The organism is Rhodopseudomonas pseudopalustris, assembly GCF_900110435.1.
Taxonomy (GTDB): Bacteria; Pseudomonadota; Alphaproteobacteria; order Rhizobiales; family Xanthobacteraceae; genus Rhodopseudomonas; species Rhodopseudomonas pseudopalustris.
In genome coordinates, this window is sequence record NZ_FODT01000003.1 from 208747 (window position 1) to 234320 (window position 25574).

Annotated in this window: 23 protein-coding genes; 11 read left to right on the top strand and 12 right to left on the bottom strand. The window is 65.0% G+C overall.

Annotation, left to right across the window (positions count from 1 at the left end; translation table 11 throughout):
• Nucleotides 1-137: 137 nt before the first annotated feature.
• On the bottom strand, nucleotides 138-1724 hold the full coding sequence (locus BMY71_RS07220) for a DHA2 family efflux MFS transporter permease subunit (RefSeq protein ID WP_092682724.1): 1587 nt from the start codon (nucleotides 1722-1724) through the stop codon (nucleotides 138-140).
• Nucleotides 1725-1750: 26 nt separating this feature from the next.
• The gene (locus BMY71_RS07225; protein ID WP_092683135.1) at nucleotides 1751-3010 is read right to left on the bottom strand and encodes an HlyD family secretion protein; all 1260 of its coding nucleotides are present in this window, start codon (nucleotides 3008-3010) and stop codon (nucleotides 1751-1753) included.
• Between the two features lie 172 nt (nucleotides 3011-3182).
• On the opposite strand from BMY71_RS07225, the gene BMY71_RS07230 reads away from it, so the two are divergent.
• Nucleotides 3183-3839 (top strand): TetR/AcrR family transcriptional regulator, encoded by a 657-nt coding sequence (locus BMY71_RS07230; protein ID WP_092682726.1) that lies wholly within the window; start codon nucleotides 3183-3185, stop codon nucleotides 3837-3839.
• Nucleotides 3840-3878: 39 nt separating this feature from the next.
• On the opposite strand, the gene BMY71_RS07235 is transcribed toward BMY71_RS07230, so the two are convergent.
• Both BMY71_RS07235 and BMY71_RS07240 read right to left on the bottom strand, forming a co-directional pair.
• Complete coding sequence (locus BMY71_RS07235) at nucleotides 3879-5093, bottom strand: extensin-like domain-containing protein (RefSeq protein ID WP_092682728.1); 1215 nt, start codon at nucleotides 5091-5093, stop codon at nucleotides 3879-3881.
• Between the two features lie 109 nt (nucleotides 5094-5202).
• Nucleotides 5203-7158 carry a methyl-accepting chemotaxis protein gene (locus BMY71_RS07240; RefSeq protein ID WP_092682730.1) on the bottom strand — a complete coding sequence of 652 codons (1956 nt, stop codon included), beginning with the start codon at nucleotides 7156-7158 and terminating at the stop codon, nucleotides 5203-5205.
• Between the two features lie 210 nt (nucleotides 7159-7368).
• Here BMY71_RS07240 and BMY71_RS07245 point away from each other — a divergent pair, with 210 nt between their 5' ends.
• Nucleotides 7369-7605, top strand: a complete 237-nt coding sequence (locus tag BMY71_RS07245) for a hypothetical protein (RefSeq protein ID WP_011503801.1) — start codon at nucleotides 7369-7371, stop codon at nucleotides 7603-7605.
• Between the two features lie 25 nt (nucleotides 7606-7630).
• On the opposite strand, the gene BMY71_RS07250 is transcribed toward BMY71_RS07245, so the two are convergent.
• Entirely contained in the window at nucleotides 7631-11005 is a 3375-nt protein-coding gene (locus BMY71_RS07250) for an autotransporter outer membrane beta-barrel domain-containing protein (RefSeq protein WP_092682732.1), read from the bottom strand.
• Nucleotides 11006-11353: 348 nt separating this feature from the next.
• Here BMY71_RS07250 and BMY71_RS07255 point away from each other — a divergent pair, with 348 nt between their 5' ends.
• The 5 genes from BMY71_RS07255 (at nucleotide 11354) to BMY71_RS07275 (ending at nucleotide 14801) form a co-directional block, all read left to right on the top strand.
• Nucleotides 11354-12307 (top strand): LysR family transcriptional regulator, encoded by a 954-nt coding sequence (locus tag BMY71_RS07255; RefSeq protein WP_011503803.1) that lies wholly within the window; start codon nucleotides 11354-11356, stop codon nucleotides 12305-12307.
• Nucleotides 12308-12343: 36 nt separating this feature from the next.
• Nucleotides 12344-12976 (top strand): HAD-IA family hydrolase, encoded by a 633-nt coding sequence (locus BMY71_RS07260; protein ID WP_092682734.1) that lies wholly within the window; start codon nucleotides 12344-12346, stop codon nucleotides 12974-12976.
• Nucleotides 12977-13143: 167 nt separating this feature from the next.
• The gene (locus BMY71_RS07265; protein WP_092683137.1) at nucleotides 13144-13437 is read left to right on the top strand and encodes an ArsR/SmtB family transcription factor; all 294 of its coding nucleotides are present in this window, start codon (nucleotides 13144-13146) and stop codon (nucleotides 13435-13437) included.
• Nucleotides 13434-14489: a permease gene (locus BMY71_RS07270; protein ID WP_092682736.1), complete on the top strand. Its 1056-nt coding sequence runs from the start codon at nucleotides 13434-13436 to the stop codon at nucleotides 14487-14489. Before BMY71_RS07265 ends, BMY71_RS07270 begins: the two co-directional genes overlap by 4 nt.
• Before the next feature lie 75 nt (nucleotides 14490-14564).
• Nucleotides 14565-14801, top strand: coding sequence for a thioredoxin family protein (locus BMY71_RS07275; RefSeq protein ID WP_011503807.1), 237 nt, complete (start codon nucleotides 14565-14567; stop codon nucleotides 14799-14801).
• Here BMY71_RS07275 and arsB read toward each other — a convergent pair.
• The 4 genes from arsB to BMY71_RS07295 all read right to left on the bottom strand — a co-directional run bounded on the left by arsB (nucleotide 14798) and on the right by BMY71_RS07295 (nucleotide 17339).
• Complete coding sequence (arsB, locus tag BMY71_RS07280) at nucleotides 14798-15841, bottom strand: ACR3 family arsenite efflux transporter (protein ID WP_092683139.1); 1044 nt, start codon at nucleotides 15839-15841, stop codon at nucleotides 14798-14800. The two genes, BMY71_RS07275 and arsB, sit on opposite strands and share 4 nt — an antisense overlap.
• 196 nt (nucleotides 15842-16037) lie before the next feature.
• Nucleotides 16038-16463 (bottom strand): arsenate reductase (glutaredoxin), encoded by a 426-nt coding sequence (gene arsC, locus BMY71_RS07285; RefSeq protein WP_092682738.1) that lies wholly within the window; start codon nucleotides 16461-16463, stop codon nucleotides 16038-16040.
• The gene (locus tag BMY71_RS07290; RefSeq protein ID WP_092682740.1) at nucleotides 16463-16990 is read right to left on the bottom strand and encodes an arsenate reductase ArsC; all 528 of its coding nucleotides are present in this window, start codon (nucleotides 16988-16990) and stop codon (nucleotides 16463-16465) included. Before BMY71_RS07290 ends, arsC begins: the two co-directional genes overlap by 1 nt.
• Nucleotides 16983-17339, bottom strand: a complete 357-nt coding sequence (locus BMY71_RS07295) for an ArsR/SmtB family transcription factor (protein WP_041805402.1) — start codon at nucleotides 17337-17339, stop codon at nucleotides 16983-16985. The genes BMY71_RS07290 and BMY71_RS07295 overlap by 8 nt, the downstream gene beginning before the upstream one ends.
• A 113-nt stretch (nucleotides 17340-17452) precedes the next feature.
• On the opposite strand from BMY71_RS07295, the gene BMY71_RS07300 reads away from it, so the two are divergent.
• Nucleotides 17453-17770 (top strand): ArsR/SmtB family transcription factor, encoded by a 318-nt coding sequence (locus BMY71_RS07300; RefSeq protein WP_011503812.1) that lies wholly within the window; start codon nucleotides 17453-17455, stop codon nucleotides 17768-17770.
• 96 nt (nucleotides 17771-17866) lie between these two features.
• A complete protein-coding gene (locus BMY71_RS07305) occupies nucleotides 17867-18682 on the top strand; it encodes an arsenite methyltransferase (RefSeq protein WP_011503813.1) in 816 nt (271 codons plus the stop codon).
• A gap of 70 nt (nucleotides 18683-18752) precedes the next feature.
• Here BMY71_RS07305 and BMY71_RS07310 read toward each other — a convergent pair whose 3' ends face one another.
• Nucleotides 18753-20201, bottom strand: a complete 1449-nt coding sequence (locus tag BMY71_RS07310) for a tryptophanase (protein ID WP_092682742.1) — start codon at nucleotides 20199-20201, stop codon at nucleotides 18753-18755.
• Nucleotides 20202-20472: 271 nt separating this feature from the next.
• Here BMY71_RS07310 and BMY71_RS07315 point away from each other — a divergent pair, with 271 nt between their 5' ends.
• Entirely contained in the window at nucleotides 20473-21171 is a 699-nt protein-coding gene (locus BMY71_RS07315; RefSeq protein WP_011503815.1) for a L,D-transpeptidase, read from the top strand.
• A gap of 210 nt (nucleotides 21172-21381) precedes the next feature.
• The gene (locus tag BMY71_RS07320; RefSeq protein ID WP_092682744.1) at nucleotides 21382-22917 is read left to right on the top strand and encodes a DUF4403 family protein; all 1536 of its coding nucleotides are present in this window, start codon (nucleotides 21382-21384) and stop codon (nucleotides 22915-22917) included.
• 135 nt (nucleotides 22918-23052) lie between these two features.
• On the opposite strand, the gene BMY71_RS07325 is transcribed toward BMY71_RS07320, so the two are convergent.
• Together BMY71_RS07325 and BMY71_RS07330 are read right to left on the bottom strand one after the other, a co-directional pair.
• On the bottom strand, nucleotides 23053-23586 hold the full coding sequence (locus BMY71_RS07325; protein ID WP_092682746.1) for a PRC-barrel domain-containing protein: 534 nt from the start codon (nucleotides 23584-23586) through the stop codon (nucleotides 23053-23055).
• A 359-nt stretch (nucleotides 23587-23945) separates the two neighbouring features.
• Entirely contained in the window at nucleotides 23946-25433 is a 1488-nt protein-coding gene (locus BMY71_RS07330; protein WP_092682748.1) for a hypothetical protein, read from the bottom strand.
• Nucleotides 25434-25574: the final 141 nt, after the last annotated feature.

A 25574-nucleotide genomic window follows, 5' to 3' on the forward strand; every position in this document is an offset into this window, starting at 1 on the left:
ATGCGACGACATATTCTTCATGCACATCCTCCCGATTCCTGTCGGCAACCCACGTGAATGATCACGATCTAACGGTAGATGGATAAGAATTGCGGCAATTTTAGTACGGGACGCCGCGAGCGCAGAAATTCCGCGGATCAATGCCCGCCCTCTGCCGCCACCATCGGGTTCGCCGGCTTGGCGAGCAGGAACACCAGCGTGCTCAGCCCGACATAGAAGAACGTCAGTATAAAGAAGGTGTCGCCGAAGCTCATCGTCACCGCCTGGCGATGGACGATCATGTTGAACTGTTTCAGCGCCATCATCGAAGCGTCACCGAGGCCCTGGAAGCGCTGGGTCAGCATATTGAGAAAATCGACCGCCTGCGCGTTGCCCCAGGTGACCTTGTCGTGCAGTCGGGAGATGTGAAAGTCGGTGCGGCCGTCGAGCGCGGTGTTGATCAGCGCGAGGCCGAGCGCGCCGCCGAGATTGCGCGTCAGATTGAACAGGCCCGACGCGTTCTTCACCCGCGCGGCGGGCAGCGTGCCGAGCGAGATGGTGTTGACCGGCACCATCGCCATCATCATGCCGACGCCGCGGAAGATCTGCGGCCACAACAGCTCGTAAAAATCGTAGTCGCGGGTGATCCAGGTCATCTGCCAGGTGCCGCCGGCGAACAGCAGCAGGCCGATCGCGATCAGGATCCGCATATCGATCAGCGCCATCAGCCGGCCGACCAGCGGCGCCGTGAGGAACATCGCGATGCCGGAGACGAACATCGTCTCGCCGATCATCAGCGCGCTGTAGCCGCGCACTTCGGCGAGGTAGCGCGGATAGATGTAGGTCAGCCCGTAGAGCCCGATCCCGACGCAGAACGAGAACATGCAGCCGAACGCGAAGTTGCGGTTGGCGAAGGCGCGGATATCGACGATCGGCTCGCGTGCCGTCAGCACCCGCCAGAAGAATGCCACCGCGGAAACCACGCAGACGATCGCGAAAATCAGGATCGACTCGTCGTTGAACCAGTCGTTGCGCGGGCCTTCTTCGAGCACGTATTCGAGCGAACCGAGGAAGCCGGCCATGAAGCCGAGCCCCCACCAGTCGAAATGATCGAGCAGTTCGTAATGCGGCTCGTCGAAATCGACCAGCGCCAGCACGCCGATGGTGATGCCGATGCCCGGCACGATGTTGATGAAGAACAGCCAGTGCCACGACATCAGGTCGGTGATGTAGCCGCCGACCGTGGGACCGATGGTCGGCGCCAGCGTCGCGACCAGGCCGATGATCGGCCCGACCAGATTGAACTTGCTGCGCGGAAACACCGTATAGGCCGAGGCGAACACGGTCGGGATCATGCCGGCGCCGAGGAAGCCCTGGATCGCGCGCCAGACGATCATCTCGGTGATCGTCGACGTGAAGCCGCACATCAGGCTGGCGAAGGTGAAGCCGGCCGCCGAGATCGCGAACAGGTTGCGGGTGCCGAGTGCGCGCGACAGGAAGCCCGACAACGGGATCGCGATCACTTCGGCGATTAGATACGAGGTCTGCACCCAGGAGACTTCGCTGGAGCTGGCGGAAAGTCCCGCCTGAATCTCGGACAGCGACGCCGAGACGATCTGGATGTCCAGGATCGACATGAACATCCCGAACACCATGATCAGGAACGCGACCAGCCGACTGACTGGGACGTGTTCCGACGGCGCCTCGGGCGTCGCCGCGCCTGTCGCTGTGGTCGATGCCGACATCGGCGCTCCTCGGCTCGCGGCGGCGGTCAGTTCGCCGGCTTGGTATCGACGCGGACGTAGACCGACATGCCGGCGCGCAGCAGATTCTCGCGCGCCACCTCGGCCGGAACGCGGATCCGCACCGGCACGCGCTGCACGATCTTGGTGAAGTTGCCTGTGGCGTTATCGGGCGGCAGCAGCGTGAACACCTGACCGGCCGCGGGCGCCAGGCTGTCGACCGTACCCTCGATCTTGCGGCTGGAATAAGCGTCGACCGAAATGTCGACCTTCTGGCCGGGCTTCAGCCGGCCGAGTTGGGTTTCCTTGAAGTTGGCGTCGACATAGACCCCGTCGAGCGGCACGATGTTGGCGAGCCGCTGTCCGGCTTGAATGAAGTCGCCCGTATTGACGAGCCGGTTGGAGAACACGCCCTCGACCGGCGCGCGGACATTGGTGAAGTCGAGATCACGCTCGGCCTTGGCGAGCGAACTCTGCAGCTCGACGAGCTGGGCGCGTGCTTCGTTCTGCTGCGCCTTGGTGACCTCGACATTGTCACGCGCGGCATCGAACGCGGCCTTGGCGGCGGCCACCGAGGCGACGCCCTGGTCACGGCCGGCTTGAGACACCTCGAAGGTTGCGCGCGAAGCGAACCCCTTTGTGCTGAGCGCCTGCTGGCGATCGAAATCGAGCGCCGCGCGCTTGGCCGCGGCCTCGGCGGAGTCGCGCTGCGCTTGCGCCTGCTCGACGGCGCTCTGCAGCGCGGAGACTTGCCGGCCGATCCGTTCGATCGTCGCCTGCTGGGTGGCGATCCTGGCGCGGGCGGCGTCGACCGCGATCTTGTAGTCGCCGTCATCGATCTTGAACACCACGTCGCCCGCTTTGACGACGGCGTTGTCACGCGGCAGGATCGCGGCGATATGACCGGCAACGCGAGCGCCGAGCGTGGTGTTGTTGGCGCGCACATAGGCATCGTCGGTCGCTACCATGAAGCGGCCGACCAGCATGTAATCGATGCCGTAATACGCGGCCGCGGCCAGCGCCGCGATGCCGACGCCGATCAGGACCAGCCTTTTCTTGCCGGGCTTCCTTGCTGCCGGCGCGGGCTTCGCAACCGGCGCGACCATCTCGTCGTCCAGCTCCGGCTCCGGCGGATCGGCGAGCTTCAGCGTCGCGGGATCCTCCAGCAACGAGCGCAGCGTCTCCGCCTGCGACGGGGCTTGCGGCTGCGAGACATCGGCGCCGGATTCGGCGGACGCGCTGTCCGGCCCGGCGCGACGAACTCGGGCAGCCTGATCGCGTCCGGACATCATTGTCTCCTGCACTTCACTCATACGCACGCCGGCCCGGCGCCGCTAGGACCGGTTCTTAGCTACCATTGACCGAACGGTTCGGTCAAGATAAGGTTGCGTATGAATTGTTGGCAGATCGCCCCTTTCAGCGGCGTTTCCGTCGCACCGATTCCGAGGACATCCTGAAGTAATGGTTGAAACCCAGGCCGCCACCTCCGTTCAAGGCCACGATGAGGACTGCGCCAAGCGCCGTCAGATCATCAAGGGCGCGCGCACGGTGTTCCTCGAACAGGGCTTCGACGGCGCCAGCATGGGTGAGATCGCACGCGCTGCGGGAGTCTCCAAAGGGACGCTCTACGTCTACTTCACCGACAAGAATTCGCTGTTCTGCGAGATCATCGAACAGGAGAGCATCGCCCAGGGGATGCTGTCGTTCGACTTCATGCCGGAGCGCGACATCGAAACCACGCTCAAAGTGTTCGGCACTGCCTACATCAAATTGCTGTGCAACCCGCGCGGGGCATCGGCGATCCGCACGGTGATGGCGATCGCCGAACGGATGCCGGACATCGGCCGACGCTATTACGAGCGGGTGATCGCAAACTCGCTCGGCCGGTTCGCGCGCTATCTCGACCAGCAGGTGAAATCCGGCACGCTGGTCATCGACAATTGCGACCTCGCCGCGGCCCAGTTTACCAAATTGTGCCAGGCGACGCTGTTTCTGCCGTTCATTTTTCAAATGACGGAAACACCCTCCTCCGAGCGCATCGCCGAGGTGGTGGACAGCGCCACGCGAATGTTCCTCGCCGCCTATCGCGCCAAGCCGGACGACGCCAGGCCGAGCTGACGCGAGCGGGACGACGATTCGAAGATAAGTCAGCCTGAACTAATCGTCTTCGGCTTCCTCGCGGTCGACCACTTTCGACCGGGCCGCGTTGCGGCCGATTGAGCCGGTCACGCCAGACCAGTTGCTGGCGTAGGGGTTGCGCTGCTGCAGCCGCGCCGCGACCTCCTCGCCCGACACCGCCGCCGGCTTGCAGATACTGCGCGCGCTGCGCCGCCGCATCAGATCGACGTGAATGTGATCGTAGTGATAGATATTCGAGCCCGGCGCCAGCACCGTGTTGAACACCTGGCACGCCGAATTCTGCACGTCGCGCAGGAACGCCTGCTCTTCCGGCAAGCCCTTCCAGCCGCCCTTGATCGTGACGCGACGGCCGTCGGCCAGCACGAAGGCCGAGATGTCGAGCGCGTTGCCGAAGGCGTGCTCGGAAATATGCGCGTTCGGATTGCCGTTCATGCCGCGGCACGAATACGCAGAAATCTGCTTGATCTCGGCGACGCGCACGCCGAACCAGCGCATCGCCGATGGCTGCACGGACTCCGCGAGCCAGCGATCCAGCGCCGAAACGATCGGGCACGCCAGTGTCGCGGTCGGCTTGATCGCGACCGGGCCGACCGAACCGGTGATATTGCCTTGCGCCGGACCGAGGCGTGGCAGCGGTCGCTGGACATCGTCCGGATAGCGGCCAGCCGGCGCCCGCGTGTCGTTCGGATCGCGCGAATAGCCGGTGACGTTCTCCGCGGGCGGACGATCGGCCGGCAGATCGATGTCCTGGCCGGCCGGCGCCACACCCGGCGCAGTCAGCGACACCGGGCCGTTGCCGCCGCGATAGCCATCGTTCGGCGCGCCGTAGCCCGAGCGCGCGGAGGCGCCATAGGCCGGCGGTTGCACCTGCTGATTGGGAGTGCTGCGCGCCGGCACGGCATAGGATGGCTGCGCGCCCGGCCAGTTGGGCTGGCTGGCGCGGCCGCCGATCGCAGCCGGCGGGCGCAAATCGTCGGCAAAGCCGATCACGCTGCCTTCGCCGAGCGCGGCCACTTTCAAGGGAAATTCGGCGCCGCAAACGCCCGGGCCGGAAATCGGATCGATCCGGACCAGTTCCGGGGTCTCTTTGAGGACACCCGATTTCAGACAAGCGACCTCGGCCTCGGTCCGCCACGGTTCACGCTCGGCGGACTGAAACAATCCGCGTCCGCAACCAGCAAGCGACACAAGGACGAAGGAGCCGACGAGATACAAACGAACTCCGCGCGTCATGCACGCACAGTCCATCAATCTGATTAAAGAGAATTGAACGGTATCGGTTTAGCGCCAGTTAACCACGCGGTCGCGAGACCAAACGCCTCGCGACGTGGAACAACGGCGATCAGGCAGCGCGGACTTCGCGCAAGAACGTCTCGACCTGAGTCTTCAGTGTTTCGCCGGTGCGCGACAATTCGCTCGCGGATTCGACGACCTGACCGGCAGCCACGCCGGTCTCGCGCGCCGCATCGTGAACGCCGCCGATGTTGCTCGAGACTTCGCTGGTGGACCGGGCGGCCTCGGCGACGTTGTGCGCGATCTCACGCGTCGCAGTGCCCTGTTCGCGCACCGCGCTAGCGATTGCCGTGGCGATTTCGTTGACGCGGCCGATGATGGTGGTGATGCCCTCGATCGCCGTTGCCGAGCTTTGCGTCGCAGACTGGATCGAGCCGATCTGCGAAGATATTTCCTCGGTCGCTTTCGATGTCTGTTCGGCCAGCGCCTTGACCTCGGCGGCAACCACCGCGAAGCCGCGGCCGGCTTCACCGGCCCGCGCCGCCTCGATGGTGGCGTTCAGCGCCAGCAGATTGGTCTGCGCGGCAATGTCGCTGATCAGCGTCACCACCTCGCCGATCTTCTGCGCGGCTTCCGCGAGCCCCTTCACCTCCGCATTGGTGCGGCCCGCCTGGTTGGCTGCCTCGCTCGCGACGTGGGCCGACTGATCGACATGTTTGCCGATTTCGGCAATCGAAGCGTCGAGTTCCTCCACCGCGGCGGCGACCGCCTGCGCGTTCGAAGTCGCCTGCGTCGAAGCGGCGGTCGCCGCAATGATCCGCCGCTCGGATTCCTTCGCGGTGCCGGCCATCGAATCCGCCGTGCCGCGGAGTTCCGTTGCCGCCGAGCTGACCAGTTCGACCACGCCACCGACGTTGGATTCGAACCGCGCGGCGAGCTCCAGCATCGTCTGGCGCCGTTCGTTTTCATGGGCGATGCGCTGCTGATCCTGCGCCGCCCGCAGACGCTCGGTTTCGATCAGGCTTTCCTTGAACAGTTCGACGGTGCGAGCCATCGAACCGACCTCGTCACGGCGGTCGCAACCCGGCACCAGAACGGCGTGGCGGCCCTGGATGATCTCGGACATCGCCCCTTCCAGCGCCCGGATCGGCTTCGCCATGCCGCGGCCGAGCCAGGTCGCGACCACAGCTGCGGCCATCGCCGCGCCGAGCGTCGCCAGTCCAAGCCATTGCAGCGCGCCCGTCGTGAGCGCGGAATAGGCGGTGGCGTCGCGCACGATCTGCAGCACCGCGATCGGCTCGCCCGAGAACTTCTTGATCTGACCGAAGGTCATGCCCGTCGTCTTGCCGTCATCCTCGCTCTTGCGGATCACCAATTCGCCCGCCATCGCGCGGCGGATCGCGTCGACATCCGGCGTCAGGCCGGGCATCGATGACGCAATCACTTTCACGCCAGCAGCGGTCGGCTGCAGGATCGCGACATCGACCTGGAACCTGGCCTTCATCCGCTCGACGAAGTTCTTTCCGAACGGCGTCCCGACATCCACGGTGCCGACCAGCCCCTTGTCGTCGACGATCGGACTGGTGCCGAACACGGTCAGGCTGTCTGCACCCGGCTCGATGCCGCCATGGGACTTGGCCAATGACAGCGTATCGACCACCATCTTGCGGCGATCGGCGACGTTATCACCGAACGAATCCGGCTTGTGGATACGCATAAGCGTCGTTGCCGGCGGAACCTGGACGGTGACCAAATCGAGGCCGCGTGCAGCAAGTTTGGAGTGAGCTTCCTTCAATATCTTCAATACGGCATTGCGATCGCCGGCACGGACGACCTCCTTCACCGCCTGCATGGCCGCGATGGTTTCGCTGACAGCCAGCGTCGTGCGGGTCTCCGCCTCGAGCGCGCCGATGAGATTGGCATAGTCGGAACGTAGTTCGCGTTCCAGCGCGACGTCGATCGTCGCCTGTTGCCGCCAAAAGCTGAAGCCAGCCAGCATGGCGCACGACCCAATGGCCACAAGAATGATCGCGACGATCATCCGCGCCGAAATCGATTTCAGCATTGAAGGCTCCCCGCCTCTGGCATCGCCGATCGCTGCCAAGAATGAAGACTCGGAAGTCGTTTACGTCGATAGTTAAAACATTGTCTTAACTTACTAATCAGGCAGACTGCTATTCACACAATCCGACATAAGCGCGCCCGGTAAGGTTGATCGGTTAGGTTAAGCCGGCAATTTCGTTGACCGTTCCGGCCGCGATGGTCAATTGGCGGCATGATCAAGGACGACGACTACGAACTCGACTCCGCCGGCAACAGAGTGCTGATCGGCCTTACATCGGACGAGACCGCCGAGTTCTTCCGGCTGGACGAAATCATCAGCAAGAGCGGCCCGCCGCCGGTCAACGACAACGACTGGTACCGACCAGAAGACCGCCGCTGGCTCGAACTCTACGAAAAGCACGAATCCGCCCGCCGCCCATTCCTGAAGAGCAGCAAGACCGTTCATTGAGCGGTGCGATCCAGCGGCTCGACCATCACCAAATGTAGCGCAGCGTCCCCTTGCCGGCATAGCTGCGGGTGACGTCTGAAAATTCGCCCTCGAAGGCGGCCGCGAGCGAGAGCCCGTTCAGCCACGCGATCTCCGCTGACACCGTGGTCAGCGCCGCGTCGCGCGCCGGCCGGGCGCCGTCGACCACGAAACTTGCGCCCGGCAGCGCCTGGAAGGTCGCTGCGATCGAACGGTCGACGTTGAAGTCGTGCGCCCAGGCGGCGCGGCCGCGCAGCGTCAGCAGGGCATTGCTGAGGGCGTAGGACTTGTCGCTGCGCAGGCCGAACTCGCTGCGAGTCGCGGTGACGGTCTTCGACGCGTAGCTCAGCGCGAAGGCATTCGCGCCACTCAGCATTTGCTCGGCATAGGCCGGCAGCTCGAAAGCCGTGACCTGCGTGGCTGCATAGGGCGTGAGACCGATGCCGCCGAACGCCGACGCGACAGAGCGATGGCCGGCTTCGAGCCGACCGGAAAATGCATGGGCGTTGAAGCGGCCTTGGAGCTGATTGATCCCGCCGACCGCGACGCTTCGTTCGGTGGTGATGTCCTGCCAGCCATAGGCCGCGGCGGCGGTGAGATAGGCGGCACCGACGCTGTGGCGCACGAAGCCGCCAGCCTGGATCAGATCGGACCGGCCGGACCCCAGACCGTTAGCGAGGCCGAAACTGGTGGCGCCGCCCGCCATTGCGAAGCCGGCGACGGTCTGCGGCGACAGCCAGTAGTCGGCGCCGGCTGCGATCCCGTAGAGCCGGCTGGTCGCGGTGGTGCTGCCGAGCGTCGCGTTGCCGTCGGTAGTCTGCGCGCCGCCGAAGCCAGCGGCCCATGTCACCCAACGCGGTTCGAAAGAGGGCCTCGCGACCGCTTTGGCCATCATCGCATGGGCGTCGCGCGCAGAGTTGCTGCGAGCGTCCGCGCCGCCGGCCGCATAGGACATCGCGCCCGGCGTTTGATCCACCGGCGCACGGCCGTTACTGAACGGATCAGTCAGCACGCCCATGAACAGGTTCATCGCGTTGAACGTCGACTGCTGCGCGCCGGTCGGGGTCTCGCCCGACGCAAGGCTCAGCCCGGCCGGCGTCAGACCACCGAACACGATCGGAATGCTGCCGGTCCGCGCGAAGTAGCCGCTCAGCGCGTTGGCGACCTGGGTCTGGTTGCCGTTGAGGCCGCTGTTGATCGCCAGCGGCGACACCGGCGGCGTGGGTGTCGGCGGCGCCGGGGGCGTCGGCGTGAAGTCGAGCACCAGATTGAGATAGGCATTGTTGGCATCGTAGCCGAGGCTGGACTTGAAGCCCGACGGCAGGTTGCTGTTCACCACCGATCCGAACGTGCCGACGATGCCGCCGGTGGCGTTGAGGATGGTGTACTGCCGCTCCACATAGCTGCCGCTGGCGAAGATCGCGTTCACCGTGGCGCCCCCGAGCGTCGCGGTGCCGGTGACGTTGGTGCGGTCGGCGGTGGTCGGCGAGAATTCGACCATGTAGCTCGAGGCCGCGGTGAAGACGAGATTGCCGCTCACGTTCAGCGTCCCGATCGAATTGCCCGGCGCCAGCGCGCCGCCGTTGATCGAGGTGTTGCCGACGGTGCCGGCGCCGCCGAGCGTGCCGCCGGCATTGACGGTGGTCAGCGCCGAGGTTGCGATCGAGCCGTTGACCGAGAGCGTGCCGGCATTGACCGTGGTGGCGCCCAGATAGGTGTTGATGCCCGACAGCGTCTGGTGGCCGCCATTGAGGATGACACCGCCGGTCGGCGCGCCGAAGACCGGCTTGATGATGCCGGCGAAATCCGACGCCGCGTTGGTGATCACCAGATTGTTGTTGCGCAATGTGAGGATGCTGCCGGCGACGCCGCGCAGCGATTGGATGGTGGCGTCTCCGCCCGCATTGGAGATCCCCAGCGTGGCGCCGCTGGCCGCGAGATCGACCTCGCTGGAGGCGGCGATGGCGCTGACATGTCTGAGGTCGAGGGTCGCCGACGCCGAGCTGAGCGTGGTCGGGCCGGTATAGGTGTTGACGCCGAACAAGTTCAAAGTCGAATTTTGCCCGACGGTCAGGCCGCCGCTGCCGTCGATGACGCCGCTGAAGTTGTTTCCGAAGGCAAAGTCGGTGCGCTGGACCGTCAATGTTCGGCTGCCGAGATGGACCGCCGTGCTGCTCAGCCCCCCTTGCAAGCCCTTGATCGAGATGCCGGCGTTGGCCCCGGAAATGTCCAGCGTCGTATTGGCCTGCAAGTTGACGCTTGCACCGCTGAAGTCGGCCGCGCCGGCCAAAGCCAGCGTGCCTCCATCGACTTGCATAGCGCCACTGGTCGGGCCGGTGCCGCTGAAGCTGAAGGTGCCGGTGCCTTCCTTGTAAAACCGCATGAAACCGCCTGTGACGGTCCCGGAGAAGCTGGTTGATGAGTTGTCGGCTCCGAATGTAAAGCCATTGCTCGACGCACCGACATTTATCGTGCCGGCGCCGGCCAGCGACGCCACAGTCTGTTGCGTGTTGCCGAGCTCGAGCGTGGCCCCGGCGGAAATCGTCAGCGCCGAAGCGCTGCTGAGGACGTTGTTGGCGGAGGTCTGCAGCGTGCCGTTCAGGATCCGCGTTGCGCCGCTGTAGGTGTTGGCGCCGGACAGCATCAGCGTGCCGGCGCCGTTCTTGTTGACCACGCCGATGCCGGAAATCACGCCGCCATAGCTCGTCGTATCGGAGCGGGTGAAGGTGAGGTTGCCGTTGTTCAGCACGTCGCCGGTGATCGAGCCGCTGGTGCCGCTGTCGCCGATCGTCAGGAACGCGTTGGTATTGACGTCGGTGCCGCCGCTGAAGGTGTTGGCGCCGGTGAGGTAGTTGAAGCCGCTTGAGACGAGCAACTGACCTGCGCCGCTGATCGCGCCGCCGATGGTGCCGCCCCCCATGGTCGCGAGGGTCCCAAGCGCGATATCGGTCCCGACCGAGCCGGAGTCCAGATGCAGCAGATTTGTCGCGATGGCGCCCGCCCCGGTCACGCTGGACGCGCCCGTGAGGGTCAGGGTGTTGAGGACCAGTGTCGCGCCGGCATTGATGCCGAGGGTAGCGCCTGACATCGTAATCTGCCCGGCATTCGCCGTGGTCGCGGCCACCACCGGGGCGGTCGGCGTGGCGGCGATCGTCGAAACGTCGGCCGCGGTCGGCGCGACGCCGGTGCTCCAGTTGGCGCCGTTGGAAAAGTCGGCGTCGACGGCGCCATTCCAGGATTGCGCCAGCAACGCCTGCGGATAGACCACGATGCCGGCCAGCGCGGTCGACAGCAGCAATTGCTTGATCCGTGTAGCGGCGACGGACGCGATCCGCACCCTGCCCTTCGCAATCTCGCCACCCATCACCGTCGGCACGTCCATCGTCGCGTCTCCCCAAAGCGTCGCCGTTCCGACGCACGCGGGCGCGCCGGCCGGGTTTTGCATTTATTGATGGCGTAAAGTTCAGCCGCGTGCGGCGCTGCCGCGTGCGAGTCTGCCCCGCCCCACGGGGAAACACTAAGAGAGGTGCAAGGTGATGAGAAATTGTGTCTTTGAATGCCCACCATAGCGACGGTGAATGATTGCAGCCGCGGCGGCACGCCGATGGTTGCTGGTCGACTGCGACGATTCGCCGTGGCCAGCGCGGTTTCGGCTCATCTATCTATCAGCCGCGCGAATGTCTGAACGGCGCGCTGCACTGCAATGCTTCTTGGGGACTGAAGGGGGCCGATGGCGACGATCAACCTGCGCAATGTCGATCTCAATCTGCTGATCGTGTTCGATGCGGTGTACTCCACCGGCAATATCAGTCACGCCGCCAGGCAGTTGGCGCTCAGCCAGCCGGCCGTTTCGAACGCGCTGACGCGGCTGCGCGAGCATTTCGACGATCCGCTGTTCGTGCGCGCCGGCCGCGGGGTCAAGCCGACGCTGCGCTCGCAGCAGATGATCGACCCGGTGCGCGAGGCGCTGCGGCTGATCCGCCAGCAATTCGACGGTGACCGCAGCCTCGACCTCGCCTCCTACAAGCGCACGTTCCGGATCGTCATCGTCGATCCCCTGGAAGCAATGCTGATGCCGACGCTGATGCGCGAGATCACCGCGCACGCGCCCCAGGTGGCGATCGAATCCCGACCGCCCTGGAACGCCAACGTCACCGACGACATCATCGCCGGCACGCTTGATCTCGCCTGCTACACCTTTCCGGTGAGCGCGCCGGGGCTGGTATTCAAGACCATCTGCCCCTGCGACCACATCATCGTCGCGCGGCGCGATCATCCCGGGATCAGCGCCAGGCTGGACGTCAAGACTTTCCTGTCGCTCGACCAGGTCGCGCTGATTCCGGAATTGCGCGGCCACACCAATATCGATCGCGACATCACCACGCGCGGCGGCAACCGGCGGATCGCCTATATGGTGAACAAGGTATGGTCGATGCCCGGCATCGTCGGCAGCACCGACCTGATCGCAGTGATGCCGCGACGTTTCGCCGAACTGATGGCGCCGAAGTTCAATCTCCAGATCCACGAGTCGCCGGTCCCGATCTCGCCGCAGGACTATCACATGATCTGGCACGAGCGGAACACCGACGACTCCGGCCACAAATGGCTACGCGACACTCTCCTGAAAGCGATCCACGCCGAAGCCGCGCCGACCGGACTGGCCGCGGCCGCGGCCGCATGTTAGCCGTACCTCCAATCAACAGCGGGAGGACGGAACAGGATGGTCGAGGCGGTGATCTGGGATTTCGGCGGGGTGCTCACCTCCTCGCCGTTCGAGGCGTTCGCACGGTTCGAGAGCGAGCGCGGGCTGCCGGCCGACATCATCCGCCGCACCAACGCGACCAATCATTTCGAGAACGCCTGGGCGAAGTTCGAACGCACTGAAGTCGATCTCGACACCTTCGATGCGCTGTTTGCGGCGGAATCGCTGGCGCTGGGCGCCGAGGTTCGCGGCAAGGACGTGCTGCCCCTGCTGTACGGCGAATTGCGACCGGAGATGGTCGAGGCGCTGCGGATCGTCGGCGAGAATTTCAAGACCGGCTGCATCACCAATAATCTGCCCGCCAACGCCATCGGCTCGGCATCGGGCCGCACCCTGTACGTCGCCGAGGTGATGGCGCTGTTCGATCACGTCATCGAATCTGCGAAGATCGGACTGCGCAAGCCCGACCCCAAGATCTACCAAATGATGACCGACGCGCTCGGCGTCGCCCCGAACAACTGCGTCTATCTCGACGACCTCGGCGTCAATCTGAAGCCCGCGCGCGAGATGGGCATGACCACCATCAAGGTGGCCAGCGCCGATCAGGCGATCGCCGAGCTCGAAGCGGCGACCGGACTGACGCTGCGCTAGCGCAGACCGCCCGCGTCCGTTCACGACCGACCGATCACACGCCCCGGGCTTGACGTCTGGCGCGCGTGCAAGTTCGCGCCGTTCTCAGCCCAAAGTCGGATTGAGCGCCCTCCCGCTCACGCGCATTGATGCGCTTATCCGCATATGCAGCAGAACGGATGACTGACATGGATGCGATCTCGATCCTGAGTGCCCTGGCCGAGCCGACGAGGCTCGCGGCACTGCGGCTGGTCTGGGACGGCCGCGAGCACTGTGTCTGCGAACTGATGCGGTCGCTCGGCGTGACGCAGTCGCGGATGTCGCGGCACATGGCAGTGCTGAAAATGGCCGGCCTCGTCGTTGACCGCCGCGACGCGCAATGGGTGCGCTATCGCCGTGCGCCGGATCTGCCGCGCGAGATCGTCAGTCTGGTCGATGCGGCGCTGGCGCTGCCGCAAAGCCGCGAACGGCGGGCAGCATGAGCTTCAACACCGTCATCGCACCACAACCTCGCCGTCCGTCACCAGCCTTGTGGGTCGCACTCACAGGACTGGCGCTAATTGCCTGGGGCTTGGTCTACAGCCAGTTGCCCGCCCTGGCCGATTGGCTGGTTGGCCTGCTGCCGGTCGAGCCGTCCAGCCCGCTCGGGGCAGCGCTGCGGTTCTTCGCCTACGACACGCCGAAAGTGTTGCTGCTGCTGACGCTGATCGTGTTCGCGATGGGCGTGGTGCGCAGCTTCTTCTCCGCCGAAAAGACCCGCGCCTTGCTCGCCGGCAGGCGCGAAGGCATCGGCAACGTGCTGGCGGCTGGCCTCGGCATTGTCACGCCGTTCTGCTCCTGCTCGGCGGTGCCGCTGTTCATCGGCATGATCAGCGCCGGCGTGCCACTCGGCGTCACCTTCTCGTTTCTGATCTCGGCGCCGATGGTCAACGAGGTTGCGCTCGGCCTGCTGTTCGGGCTGCTCGGCTGGGAGGTGGCGCTGACCTATCTGCTGTTCGGCCTCGCGGTCGCGATCGTCGCCGGCTGGTCGATCGGCCGTTTGCATCTCGAGCCGTGGCTCGAAGGCTGGGTCCGCGACATCCGCTCCGGCGCCGTCGTGCTGCCGACCGAGCATTCGTCGATCGTCGATCGACTGCAGGCCGGCCTCGACGCCGTGCGCGACATCGTCGGCAAGGTCTGGCCGTGGATGATCGCCGGCATCGCGGCCGGCGCCTTTATCCACGGCTATGCGCCCGCCGAACTGCTGGCCTCGCTCATGGGCCGCGACGCATGGTGGTCGGTGCCGGCGGCGGTGCTGATCGGCATCCCCATGTATTCCAACGCCGCCGGCATCATTCCGGTGGTCGAGGCCCTGCTCGGCAAGGGTGCTGCGCTCGGCACCGTGCTGGCCTTCATGATGTCGGTGACGGCGTTGTCCCTGCCGGAACTGATCATCCTGCGCAAGGTGCTGACGCTGCGGTTGATCGCAGTGTTCGTCGCGGTCGTCGCGTCGGGCATCGTCGCCGTCGGCTTCCTGTTCAATGTCCTGTTCTAGAGCATGAACCCGGAACCTGGAGACCGGCTTTCGGAACAGATCATACTTCAACAATTACTAAGATCGGAGATTACCATGAGAGAGGTCAAAGTGCTCGGCCCCGGTTGCGCCCGCTGCGGGACCACCGCGGAGATGATCCAGCAGGCCGCCGACAAGCTCGGCATCGCGGTCAGCGTCGAGAAGGTGACCGACTACGCGGTGATTGCGGGCTACGGCGTGATGTCGACCCCGGGCATTGTCATCGACGGCAGACTGGTCCATGCCGGTGGCCTGCCGAAGGCCGACGACATCGCCAGTTGGCTGGAGGCCTAAGCCTCGCGCGTCACGTTCGGCTGATCTTCGTACCACCCCTTCGAGCGGTTGACGATCCACACCACCGTCAGCATCACCGGCACCTCGATCAGCACGCCGACCACTGTGGCGAGCGCGGCGCCGGATTCGAAGCCGAACAGGCTGATCGCGGCGGCGACTGCAAGTTCGAAGAAGTTGCTGGCGCCGATCAGCGCCGAGGGTCCGGCGACGCAATGCTGCTCGCCGCTGACCCTGTTGAGCAGATACGCGAGACCGGCGTTGAAATAGACCTGGATCAGGATCGGCACCGCGAGCAGCGCGATCACCACCGGCTGCCGGATGATCTGCTCGCCCTGAAAGCCGAACAGCAGCACCAGCGTCGCCAGCAAGGCGAGCAGCGACAGCGGCTGCAGCCGGCCGAGCAACCGCTGCAACGCCGCCTCGCCACCGCTCGCCAGCACGCGCCACCGCAACGCTTGCGCGATCACCACCGGCACCACGATGTACAGCACCACTGACAGCACCAGCGTGTCCCACGGCACGGTGATCGCCGACAGCCCGAGCAGCAGGCCGACGATCGGCGCGAACGCGAACACCATGATGGTGTCGTTGAGCGCCACCTGGCTCAGGGTGAAATGCGGTTCGCCTTTGGTCAGGTTCGACCACACGAACACCATCGCCGTGCACGGCGCCGCGGCGAGGATGATCAGCCCGGCGATGTAGGAGTTGATCTGATCGGCCGGCAGATACGGCCTGAACAGATAGCCGACGAACAGCCAGGCCAGCGCCGCCATCGAGAACGGCTTCACCGCCCAGTTGATGAACAGCGTCACGCCGATGCCGCGCCAATGCTCGCGCACCTGCCCCAGCGCGGCGAAATCGATCTTCACCAGCATCGGGATGATCATCAGCCAGATCAGCGCCGCGACCGGCAGATTGACCTTGGCGACCTCGGCTGCGCCAACGGCGTGGAACAGGCCGGGCACGACATGGCCGAGCGCAATGCCGGCCGCGATGCACAGCGCGACCCACAGCGTCAGATAGCGTTCGAAGGTGGACATGGCGGCCTCGTCTTGGTTACTTCGTCGCAGCGAAGCGACAATCATGGAAAACCGCCGTCATCCCCGCAAAAGCGGGGATCCAGTATTCCAGAGCGCCTGCATTCGATTGGAGCGCTCTGGAATAATGGGTCGCCCGGTCAAGCCGGACGATGACGTTGTGGATCGTTGCTGCGCTCTGCCCTCACCACAAAATTCATCACACCGTCGCGACACGGCGGCCGTTGGCGTCGATCACCAGCTCGCCGTCCTCCTTGAAGAATTCCCCCTGCTGCGGCGGCAGCAGATCGAGCACGTGTTCGGACGGACGGCACAGCCGCACGCCCTTCGGCGTCACCACCAGCGGCCGGTTGATCAGGATCGGATGCGCGATCATCGCGTCGAGCAGGTCGTCATCGCCGAGCGATGGGTCGTCGAGCTTCAGCTCCGCATAGGGCGTGCCCTTTTCGCGCAGGACTGCGCGCGGCGTCAGCCCTGCGCGCGCGATCAGTTGCGCGAGCAGCGCCCGGCTCGGCGGGGATTTCAGATACTCGATCACATGCGGCTCGATCCCGGCATTGCGGATCAGGCCGAGCGTGTTGCGCGAGGTGCCGCAAGCGGGGTTGTGATAGATGACGACGTCCATCACGCCACCTCCGGACGGCCGCTGCTGGCGCCTGCCGAGTGACCGATCTCGCGCAGCTTCGCGCCCAGCGCAACGCCGTCGAGCCGCTTGATCGGCAACGCCGTAAAGACGGAGATCCGGTTTTTCATGAAGCGGAACGCCTGCACGAAGGCGCGCTCCTTCTCGATGTCGCTGCCTTCAACGGCCGCAGGATCGTCGATACCCCAATGCGCCGTCATCGGCTGACCGGGCCATAACGGGCAGGCTTCGCCGGCGGCGTTGTCACAGACGGTGAACACGAAATCCATCACCGGGGCATCCGGGGCGGCGAATTCGAGCCAACTCTTCGAGCGAAGCTGGTCGGTCGGGTAGTTGCTGTCCGCAAGGACTTTCAGCGCGAGCGGATTGACCGTGCCCTTAGGCTGGCTGCCGGCCGAGAAGGCGTTGAATCGGCCAGCGCCATCCTTGCGCAGGATGCTTTCGGCGAGGATCGATCGGGCGGTGTTGCCTGTGCAGAGAAACAGCACATTGAAGATGCGGTCAGACATCGGCGCTTTCCTTCGGCGAACAGCACGGCTGAAGATCGGCAATCAGCGGCGCGCACAATTCGGGGCGGCCGCCGCAGCAATCCTTGATCAGAAACAGCGTGACCTCCTGAAACCGTTTCAGGTCGGCGCGATAGACGATCGAGCGGCTGCGCCGCTGCGCGTTGATAAGTCCGGCGCGAGCGAGGATCGCCAGATGCGACGACATCGTGTTCTGCGGCACCGCCAGCGCCTCGGCGATCGCGCCGGCCGCAAGCCCCTCCGGCTCGTTGGCCGCCAGCAGCCGAAACGCCTCCAGCCGCGTTGATTGCGCCAGCGCCCCGAGGGCCAGGATTGCTTCTTCTGATTCCATATATCCAGACTTATCGATATTATATCCGGAGTCAAGCATTCGCCGCGGTTTTTATTTCGATGATGCTAGAAATATAGTTTGACGGACGTCGGGTTCGAGAGCAGTTTCGCGCGATGAAGATCGATGACGTCGCCAAGAAATTCGAAGCGCTGGGCAACCCGACCAGGCTCAAGATCTACCGGACGCTGGTGCGCGCCGGTGAGGCCGGAACGCCGGTCGGCCGGCTGCAGGAGCGGCTCAAAATAGCGCCCTCGACGTTGTCGCATCATCTGAAGACGCTGGTTTCCGCTGGACTGATCCGCCAGGTGCGCGACGCAACGACACTGAACTGTCACGCGAATTACGACGTGATGCGCGGCCTGATGGACTTCATGGTGGCGGAATGCTGCGCCGACGCTGTCGAACTGAAGGATACCAAGTCGGCCGCCTGAATTTCTCGGGCGCATTTATTTGATATTTCTAGTTATATCGAAATAAAGACCGCCGCAGTTCGTCGTCTTGCAAAGTCAACCGAGAGGAGACCTCTGATGCCGACCACCGAGATTACCGAAATCGTCCGCGAGAAATATGCCGCGGCCGCCACCCGCGCCGGATCGTGCTGCGGCGCCCCTGCCCTCGACAATGTCAGTCCGATCACCAGCAATCTCTACGACGCTGCGGAGGCCGAGGGACTGCCCGCCGAAGCGATGCTGGCCTCGCTCGGCTGCGGCAATCCCACCGCGCTGGCGGAGCTGAAACCGGGCGAGACCGTGCTTGATCTCGGCTCCGGCGGCGGCATCGACGTGCTGCTGTCGGCGCGCCGGGTCGGCCCGACCGGCAGGGCCTACGGCCTCGACATGACCGACGAGATGCTGGCGCTGGCGCGCGAGAACCAGCGCAAGGCCGGCGCAGAGAACGTCGAGTTTCTCAAAGGCCAGATCGAACAAATCCCGCTTCCGGACAATTCCGTCGACGTGATCATCTCGAACTGCGTGATCAACCTGTCCGGCGACAAGGACCGCGTGCTGCGCGAGGCCTTCCGTGTATTGAAGCCCGGCGGACGCTTCGCCGTCTCCGACGTGGTGACGCGCGGCGAGATTCCGGAGGCGCTGCGCAGCGACATCCTGCTCTGGGTCGGCTGCCTCGCCGGCGCGCTGGACGAGAAGGACTACGCGGCAAAGCTCACAGCGGCCGGCTTCGACGCCGTCTCGATCGAGCCGACCCGGATCTACCAGGTCGAGGATGCCCGCGAGTTCCTCACCGGCAAGGGCATCGACGTCGACGCGGTCGCGCCGCAGATCGACGGCAAGTTCTTCAGCGCCTTCGTCCGCGCGACCAAGCCAGCGTCGCGCTGCTGCGGCTGACAGATCGCCGAAATCATTCGCGCGGGCGCCGGACACAAATCCCGGCGCCCGATGTTGAAATCGCCAGCCCTTACAGGCTGTCGCCGAAGTCCTCGCGGAACTTGGCCACCAGCTTGTTCTGCCAGTCCGACACCGGCTTCAGCAGCCCGTAGAAGAACCGCAGCACTTCCGGCTCCTCGACGAAGGTCAGGCCGCCGATCAGCTTGCGGTTGTCGTACAGCCAGGCGATGCGGTCGACCGCGTATTTGACCTGCGACAGCGTGAACACGCGGCGCGGCAGCGCCAGCCGCACCAGCTCCATATTGGCGAAGATCTCGGTGCCGTCCGGCTCGCGCTGTTCCGACAGCGTGCCGCGTTCCATGCCGCGGATGCCCGAGGCGATATACAGCGCCGCGGCCAGTGCACCGGCCGGATATTGCGACTGCGGGATGTGGTCGACGAAGCGCTTGGCGTCGACGTGGCAGCCGAGGCCGCCGGCCGGGGTGATCACCGGAACGCCGCGCTCGGTGAGCTGATCGACCATGTAGCCGATGAATTGCGGCCCCTGGTTGATCATCTCCTCGTCCATGGTCTCGTCCAGACCGACGGTGAGCGCTTCCATCTCGCGCACCGACATGCCGCCATAGGTGAGGAAGCCCTCATACAGCGGCACCAGCGGCCGCATCTTCTGATAGGTCGCCTGGTCGCGAATACAGATGCCGCCACCGCGGGCGCAGCCGAGTTTTCGCGCGGAGAAGTAAATGATATCGCAGAGGTCGGCGGTACGGCGGGTGATCTCGCGGATCGACAGCGCCTTGCAGTGATCCTCACGGGTCTTGTTGAAGTAGAGGTTGTCGGCCAAAAGGCTGGCGTCGAGCACCAGCGGAATGCCGTGCTCCTTGCAGACGTTGCTGACGTCGGCGAGGTTGGCCAGCGAGAACGGCTGGCCGCCGATCAGATTGGTGCCGCTCTCCATCCGGACGAACGCGATCTTGTCGGCGCCGTGCTTCTCGATCACCGCGCGCAGCTTGGCGATGTCCATATTGCCTTTGAACGGGTTGACGCTGACCACTTCGAGGCCGGCGTCGGTCACCAGTTCTTCGACCGTACCGCCCTGCAGCGTGATGTGCGCCTTGGTGGTGGTGAAGTGATAGTTCATCGGCACCACTTTGCCGGGCGACACCAGCACCTTGGCGAGGATGTGCTCGCAGGCCCGGCCCTGATGCGTCGGCAGGAAGTAGTGCATCCCGAAGATTTCGCGCAGCTTGTCCTCGAGGCGGGTATAGGTCGCGCTGCCGGCATAGGAATCGTCGGCGATCAGCATCGCCGCCTGCTGGCGGTCGCTCATCGCGTTGACGCCGGAGTCGGTGAGCATGTCGAGGAAGACGTCGTCGTTCTTCAGCAGGAAGGTGTTGTTGCCGGCTTCGGTGATCTTCTCGAGGCGGCGCTCGACCGGCGGCAGGCTGAGCTTCTGCACGATCCGCACCTTGTGCATCTCGAGCGGCACCGTTTCATTGCCGTAGAACTTCACTGTCGCCATGTCACACATCCTCCCCCGACCCGCACCACGCGGGGGCTTCGGCTTATCGAGCGGGCCGGGAAACCGAATTGAGCCCGATCAAACGAGCGGCGGGCAGCGTTAACAAATCGGTGCAGGGAGACCGCAGGCGAAACAAATCCCTACCGCGACGAAACCAAATTCGAGGATCGACGAAAACGTCCTGAAACGGATCCCAAGGTACTGATAACGCCAACAAGTCGCCGAACAGGCGCTGGCGAACACAACAGGGCGTTCAAACAGGGGACCGACCATGACCCATTTCAGGCTCTCTCGCCGTGCCGCAGCGATCGCCGCCTTGGCGATCGGCGCGGTCGCATTCTCCGGCGCGGCCGAGGCGACCCAGCCGCTTCCCTTCCCGTTTTTGCCGCTGCTGCCGCAGCCGGCCGCGCTGCAGCCGGCGCCGTTCGTGCCGCAGGTCCAGGCCCTGCCGCAGAGGGACGAAGACGCTGCGCCCGCCGAACTGCCGGCCCGGCTGAAGCGCCAGACCGTCAGTTACGCCACCCATGAGGCGCCGGGCACGATCATCATCGATACGCCGAACACCCATCTCTATTACGTCCTCGGCGGCGGCCGGGCGATCCGCTACGGCATCGGCGTCGGCCGCGACGGCTTCACCTGGTCGGGCACGCAATCGATCACCAAGAAGGCGGAATGGCCGGACTGGACCCCGCCGCCGGAGATGATCGCGCGCCAGCCTTATCTGCCGCGCCACATGGCCGGCGGCCCCGGCAACCCGCTCGGCGCCCGCGCGATGTATCTCGGCGGCACGATCTACCGCATCCACGGCACCAACGCGCCATCGACGATCGGGACGCATGTCTCATCCGGCTGCATCCGGCTGACCAATGAGGATGTGAGCGACCTGTATTCGCGGGTCAGCGTCGGCGCCAAGGTGATCGTGTTGCCGGACAGCCGCCGCGCCGACAACAGCAGCGGCCGCCGCGGTTAGCAGCCGGCGAAAGATCCGATTGGAAATGGCGCGGGTGACCGCGCCATTCTGCTTTTCCGGCCGTTGCCGGCGTGGCCCGTGCGACACAGCGGCGATGCCGAATGGCAAGGTTACCACAATTTCATGGGCGTCTCTTGGTCCGAACCGCCGCGCTGCTGGCGCCTCATGGCGGGCGCCTGTATGGTCCGGCTCGTTTGAACCGGGGAATTGATGCGTTTCAAGCCTGTCCTGATCGCGTTGGCGATCGTCGTGATTTCATTCGTCGTGACGCTGAAGGCGTTCGACTGGTTGTCGCCCCGTGCGCTCAGCCCGCCGACGCTGCAGGCGCTCGCCCCGCTTCCGGCGATCCGTCCGTCCTCGGTGGTGGTGCCGGTGTCGATTCCGCTGACCGCGATCCGCGATCTGGTCGATCGGACAGCGCCGCGCAATTTCGCCGGCAAGGCCGACAACCCGATGCCGCAGCTGGTGCAGAACGCCGACATCAACTGGACCGTGGCGCGCGGCGCCGTTGCCGTGAGGGGCGCATCCGAGCAGGTCTCGGTGACCGCGCCACTGACCGGCACGCTGTCCGCCAAGGGCTCGCTCTCGACCAGCGCGCAGGGGCAGGTCGGCGATGCGCTCGGCAAGCTGTTCGGCGACAAGGTCGCCAAGCAGGTCGGCGTCAATATCAAGTCGTTCAGCGCCAATGGCGAGATCAAGGGTACGATCGCGATCACGGCGAAGCCGAAGGTGCTGCCGGACTGGCATGTCGATCCGAATCTCAGCGCGCAGGTGATCCTGTCCGACTCCAACGTCGCGATCGGCGGCGCGCGCATCAACGTGCCGGCGCAGGTCAAGCCGGTGATCGACAAGGCGGTCAACGACCAAGTCAGCCAGTTGCAGCAGACCATCCGCAACGACGGTGCGCTCGAGCGCAGCGCGCGACGCGAATGGGCCCGGATCTGCCGCTCGATTCCGTTGCAGGGCGCCGGCGTGCCGAACGGCTTCTGGCTCGAACTGCGTCCGACCAAGGCGCTCGCGGCTCAGCCGCAGATCGACGCCGCCACCGTGGCGCTGACGCTCGGCATCGTCGCGGAAAGCCGGATCACCACCGCGCCCACCAAGCCGGAGTGCCCGTTCCCGGCGGCGCTGGAGATGGTCGCGCCCAACAGCACCGGCGTGAAGGTGGCGGTGCCGATCGATATTCCGTTCCAGGAGCTCGATCGCGTCATCGAGCCACAATTCGTCGGGCGCACCTTTCCGGAAAACGGCAGCGGCAATGCCGCCATTACAGTCAAGCGCGTCAAGGTCGCCGCCAGCGGCGACCGGCTGCTGGTGTCGATGCTGGTCGACGCGAAAGAGAAGAGCTGGTTCGGCTTCGGCGGCGAAGCCACGCTGCACATCTGGGGCCGCCCGGTGCTCAACCAGGAGGATCAGACGTTGCGGCTGTCCGACATGCAACTCGCGGTCGAATCCGAGGCGGCGTTCGGCCTGCTCGGCGAAGCGGCCCGCGCCGCTGTCCCCTATCTGCAAAAGGCGATCTCCGATCGCGCCGTGTTCGATCTCAAGGCGGACTCCGCGAACGTGCAGCGCCGGATCGGGGCGGTGATCGCGACCTATCAACGCAACGAGGATGGCCTGCGGATTTCGTCGGAGATTTCCAGCCTGCGGCTGACCGATCTCGCCTTCGACTCCAACATGCTGCGGGTCACGGCCGAGGCCAACGGCATCCTCGAAGTGACGGTCACCAAGCTCAAGGCCCCCTGATCCGACCGCGCGACGCGGCGATCATAGATCAGTCGAAAAGAAACGCCGAGCGGCGGAGAGCCACTCGGCGAAGTCGTCTCTCAAACGGGGCGTCCGGACGCGCAAGGCGTCCGGACGCTTTCTTATGACTTGTTATTACGACTTGCCGTAGGTGAACTCCGGCATCCCCTTCAGCTCGTCCTTGGTGGCGTTGAACACCGCGTGGTCCGGATACCAGCGATCGGCCGTGGTGCTGGTGTTCGCTGCCGAGCCCGTGGTTGTCGTCGTCGTTGCGGTGCCCGACGGAGTCGTGGTGGTCGACTTGTTCATCGCAGTGTTCGACGAGACCGGGGTGTCGACGAACTTGATCTTGTCGAACGCGATCGCGACGTCACGCTGGCCGACGCCGAGGAAACCGCCGACGCCGATCACAACCGCCTGAACGCGGCCGGAATTGTCGAGCAGCACTTCGCTGATGTCGCCGAGCTTCTCATTGGCCTGGTTGTAGACGTTCAAGCCGACGAGCTTCGACGCGCGCCACTGCCCCGCATGCGAGGAGGCTGCAGCCGACGTGGTCGTCGACTTCGACATCGTGGCCGAATTGTCGGTCGCGGCCGGCGACTGCGCGAAAGCGGCGGTCGCGAGCAGCGTGGTGCCGAGCAAGCCGGCCAGAACGGATTTGGTATTCATTTTGTAGTGCCCTCCATGTTTATCGAATGGTCCCTCTCAAACGAGCTGGTCTGCGCACAGTTCCATGGGCGGATCGTTTTATTGGTGTTCGATTCAGCAGGGTGTTTGCGCTCGGCGTCGAAAAGACAAAGCAAATTCCGAACGCAACGCGACCACACGACGCGGCAAAACATCCCCCGCCACGATGTGACGAGGATGCCGGCGTTCTCAACAGCGTCACGCAATCAGTTTGTTAGTTGAGGACAATCGCGAAAAGCGATGCCGGGATACAGGTTCCGCTGGAAATTGTGACTTCACGACGACAATTGTTCGCGTCGCAGAGCTTCGGGAACTGCAGCGCATCGACGTGACGTGCCGTCTCAATTGGTCGAATCGACCTTCGGTTCGGCGGCCTGCGCAGCGCCCGGCTTGCGCACATGGATGGTCGCGATGTCGTCGGCATAGACCTTCCGCCAGCCGTCGAGGTGGTCGAGCAGCCTGGTGGCTGCGTCCCCGGTCCGCAGCAATGTGGCGTCGATCCTGTAATCGTCCAGCATCCGGAACAGCTTGTCCGGCGGCCTCAGCCGCACCGCGGCGTTCTGCTCGACCACGAATTTCTCGCCATAGAGTTCGGTGCGGCCGTCGATGAACGGCGCGACGCCGTTGGCGATCAGATAGCCGCCGAAATCATAATCGTTGAACACACGTTGCCCGCCGAGCTTCTTCAGTTCGGTGACCGCCGCCGCGGGCGAGTTCGCGCGTTGCGGGGCAAACCGATGCAGCGATGTGAACGCCAGCGTACCGCCGATCATCAGCGCCATCGCCGCCGCCACCGCGCCATACGCCGAGCGGGACGCACCGTCGGCGCGGGTCTCGGCGCCGCCGATCTGCCGCGCCAGCGGGGCTGCGATGATCAGCGGCGCGAGCAGCGCCAGCAATTCGAGATTGCGGGCGTGGCTCAGCGCCATGTGGATGAGGCCGAGCAACATCAGAATGCGCAGCGGCGGCAGCGTCACGCCGCGCAACAACGCCAGGCCGAGGCCGCCGAGCAGCGTGATCTCCAGCGCGCCGATGCGGGAGAAATCCGCCGGCGCCCATTCGGTGATCGTCGCAAGCGCCTGGCCGAGCGACAGGATGCGCTGCGATGCGAGGATCGCGTTCCAGCCATAGGGGTTGGCGCAGCTCGCGATCAACGCCAGCACGCCGAACAAAACCCATCGCATCAGCAGCGGGAGGCGGCGTGTCGGCGACGCCGACAGCGCGGCGTCGAGGCCGAGCGGCGCCACCAGCGCGATGCCGAGCACGAAGCCGCCGTGCAGATTCGCCCACAAGGCGATCAGCGGCAGCAGCCACAGCGACGGCGCCTCGCGCCGGTCGGCGGCCGCAATCAGCGCGCCCGCCCAAGCGACCATCACCGGCATCGCCAGCACGTGCGGTCGCGCCAGCATGTGCGGCGCCATCAGCGCGATCGCAACGGTGACGAACACCAGCGTCGTGCCGTCGTTCAGCCGTCGGCCGAGGAACCACGCGCAGAGCCCGAAGGTCAACGCCAGCGCACCGGCCGACAGCACCACCGGCCCGGCCCAACCGGCAAGCGCAGTGCTGCCGGCGGGCAACATCTGGGCCAGCCATTGCGTCGAGATCCATGGCTGGCCGGCCATCGTGAAGGAATAGACGTCGACCTGCGGCACCGCGCCGTTGTCGATGATCCACTGCCCGATCGTCACCTGCCAAAGCGTATCCGGATCGTTCAGCAGACGATCGCCGGCCATCAGCAGGAAGGCGTAGACGGCGGTCGCGATCCACAGCGGCAACAGACGACGCCGCGGACTGCTGAGCGCACGCGAATCGGCAGTGAGGATCGTCATCGGTGCTGTCCGGCCGAAGGTGAGTTCCCGCGATCAGACACGCTGCCGGATAATTTGAAGTAAACCCGATGTCGCACCAAGGCCGCGACAGAAATGCCCACACCACCGCGCAAAGCGCAGTGGTGCGCGCATTCGCGCGGG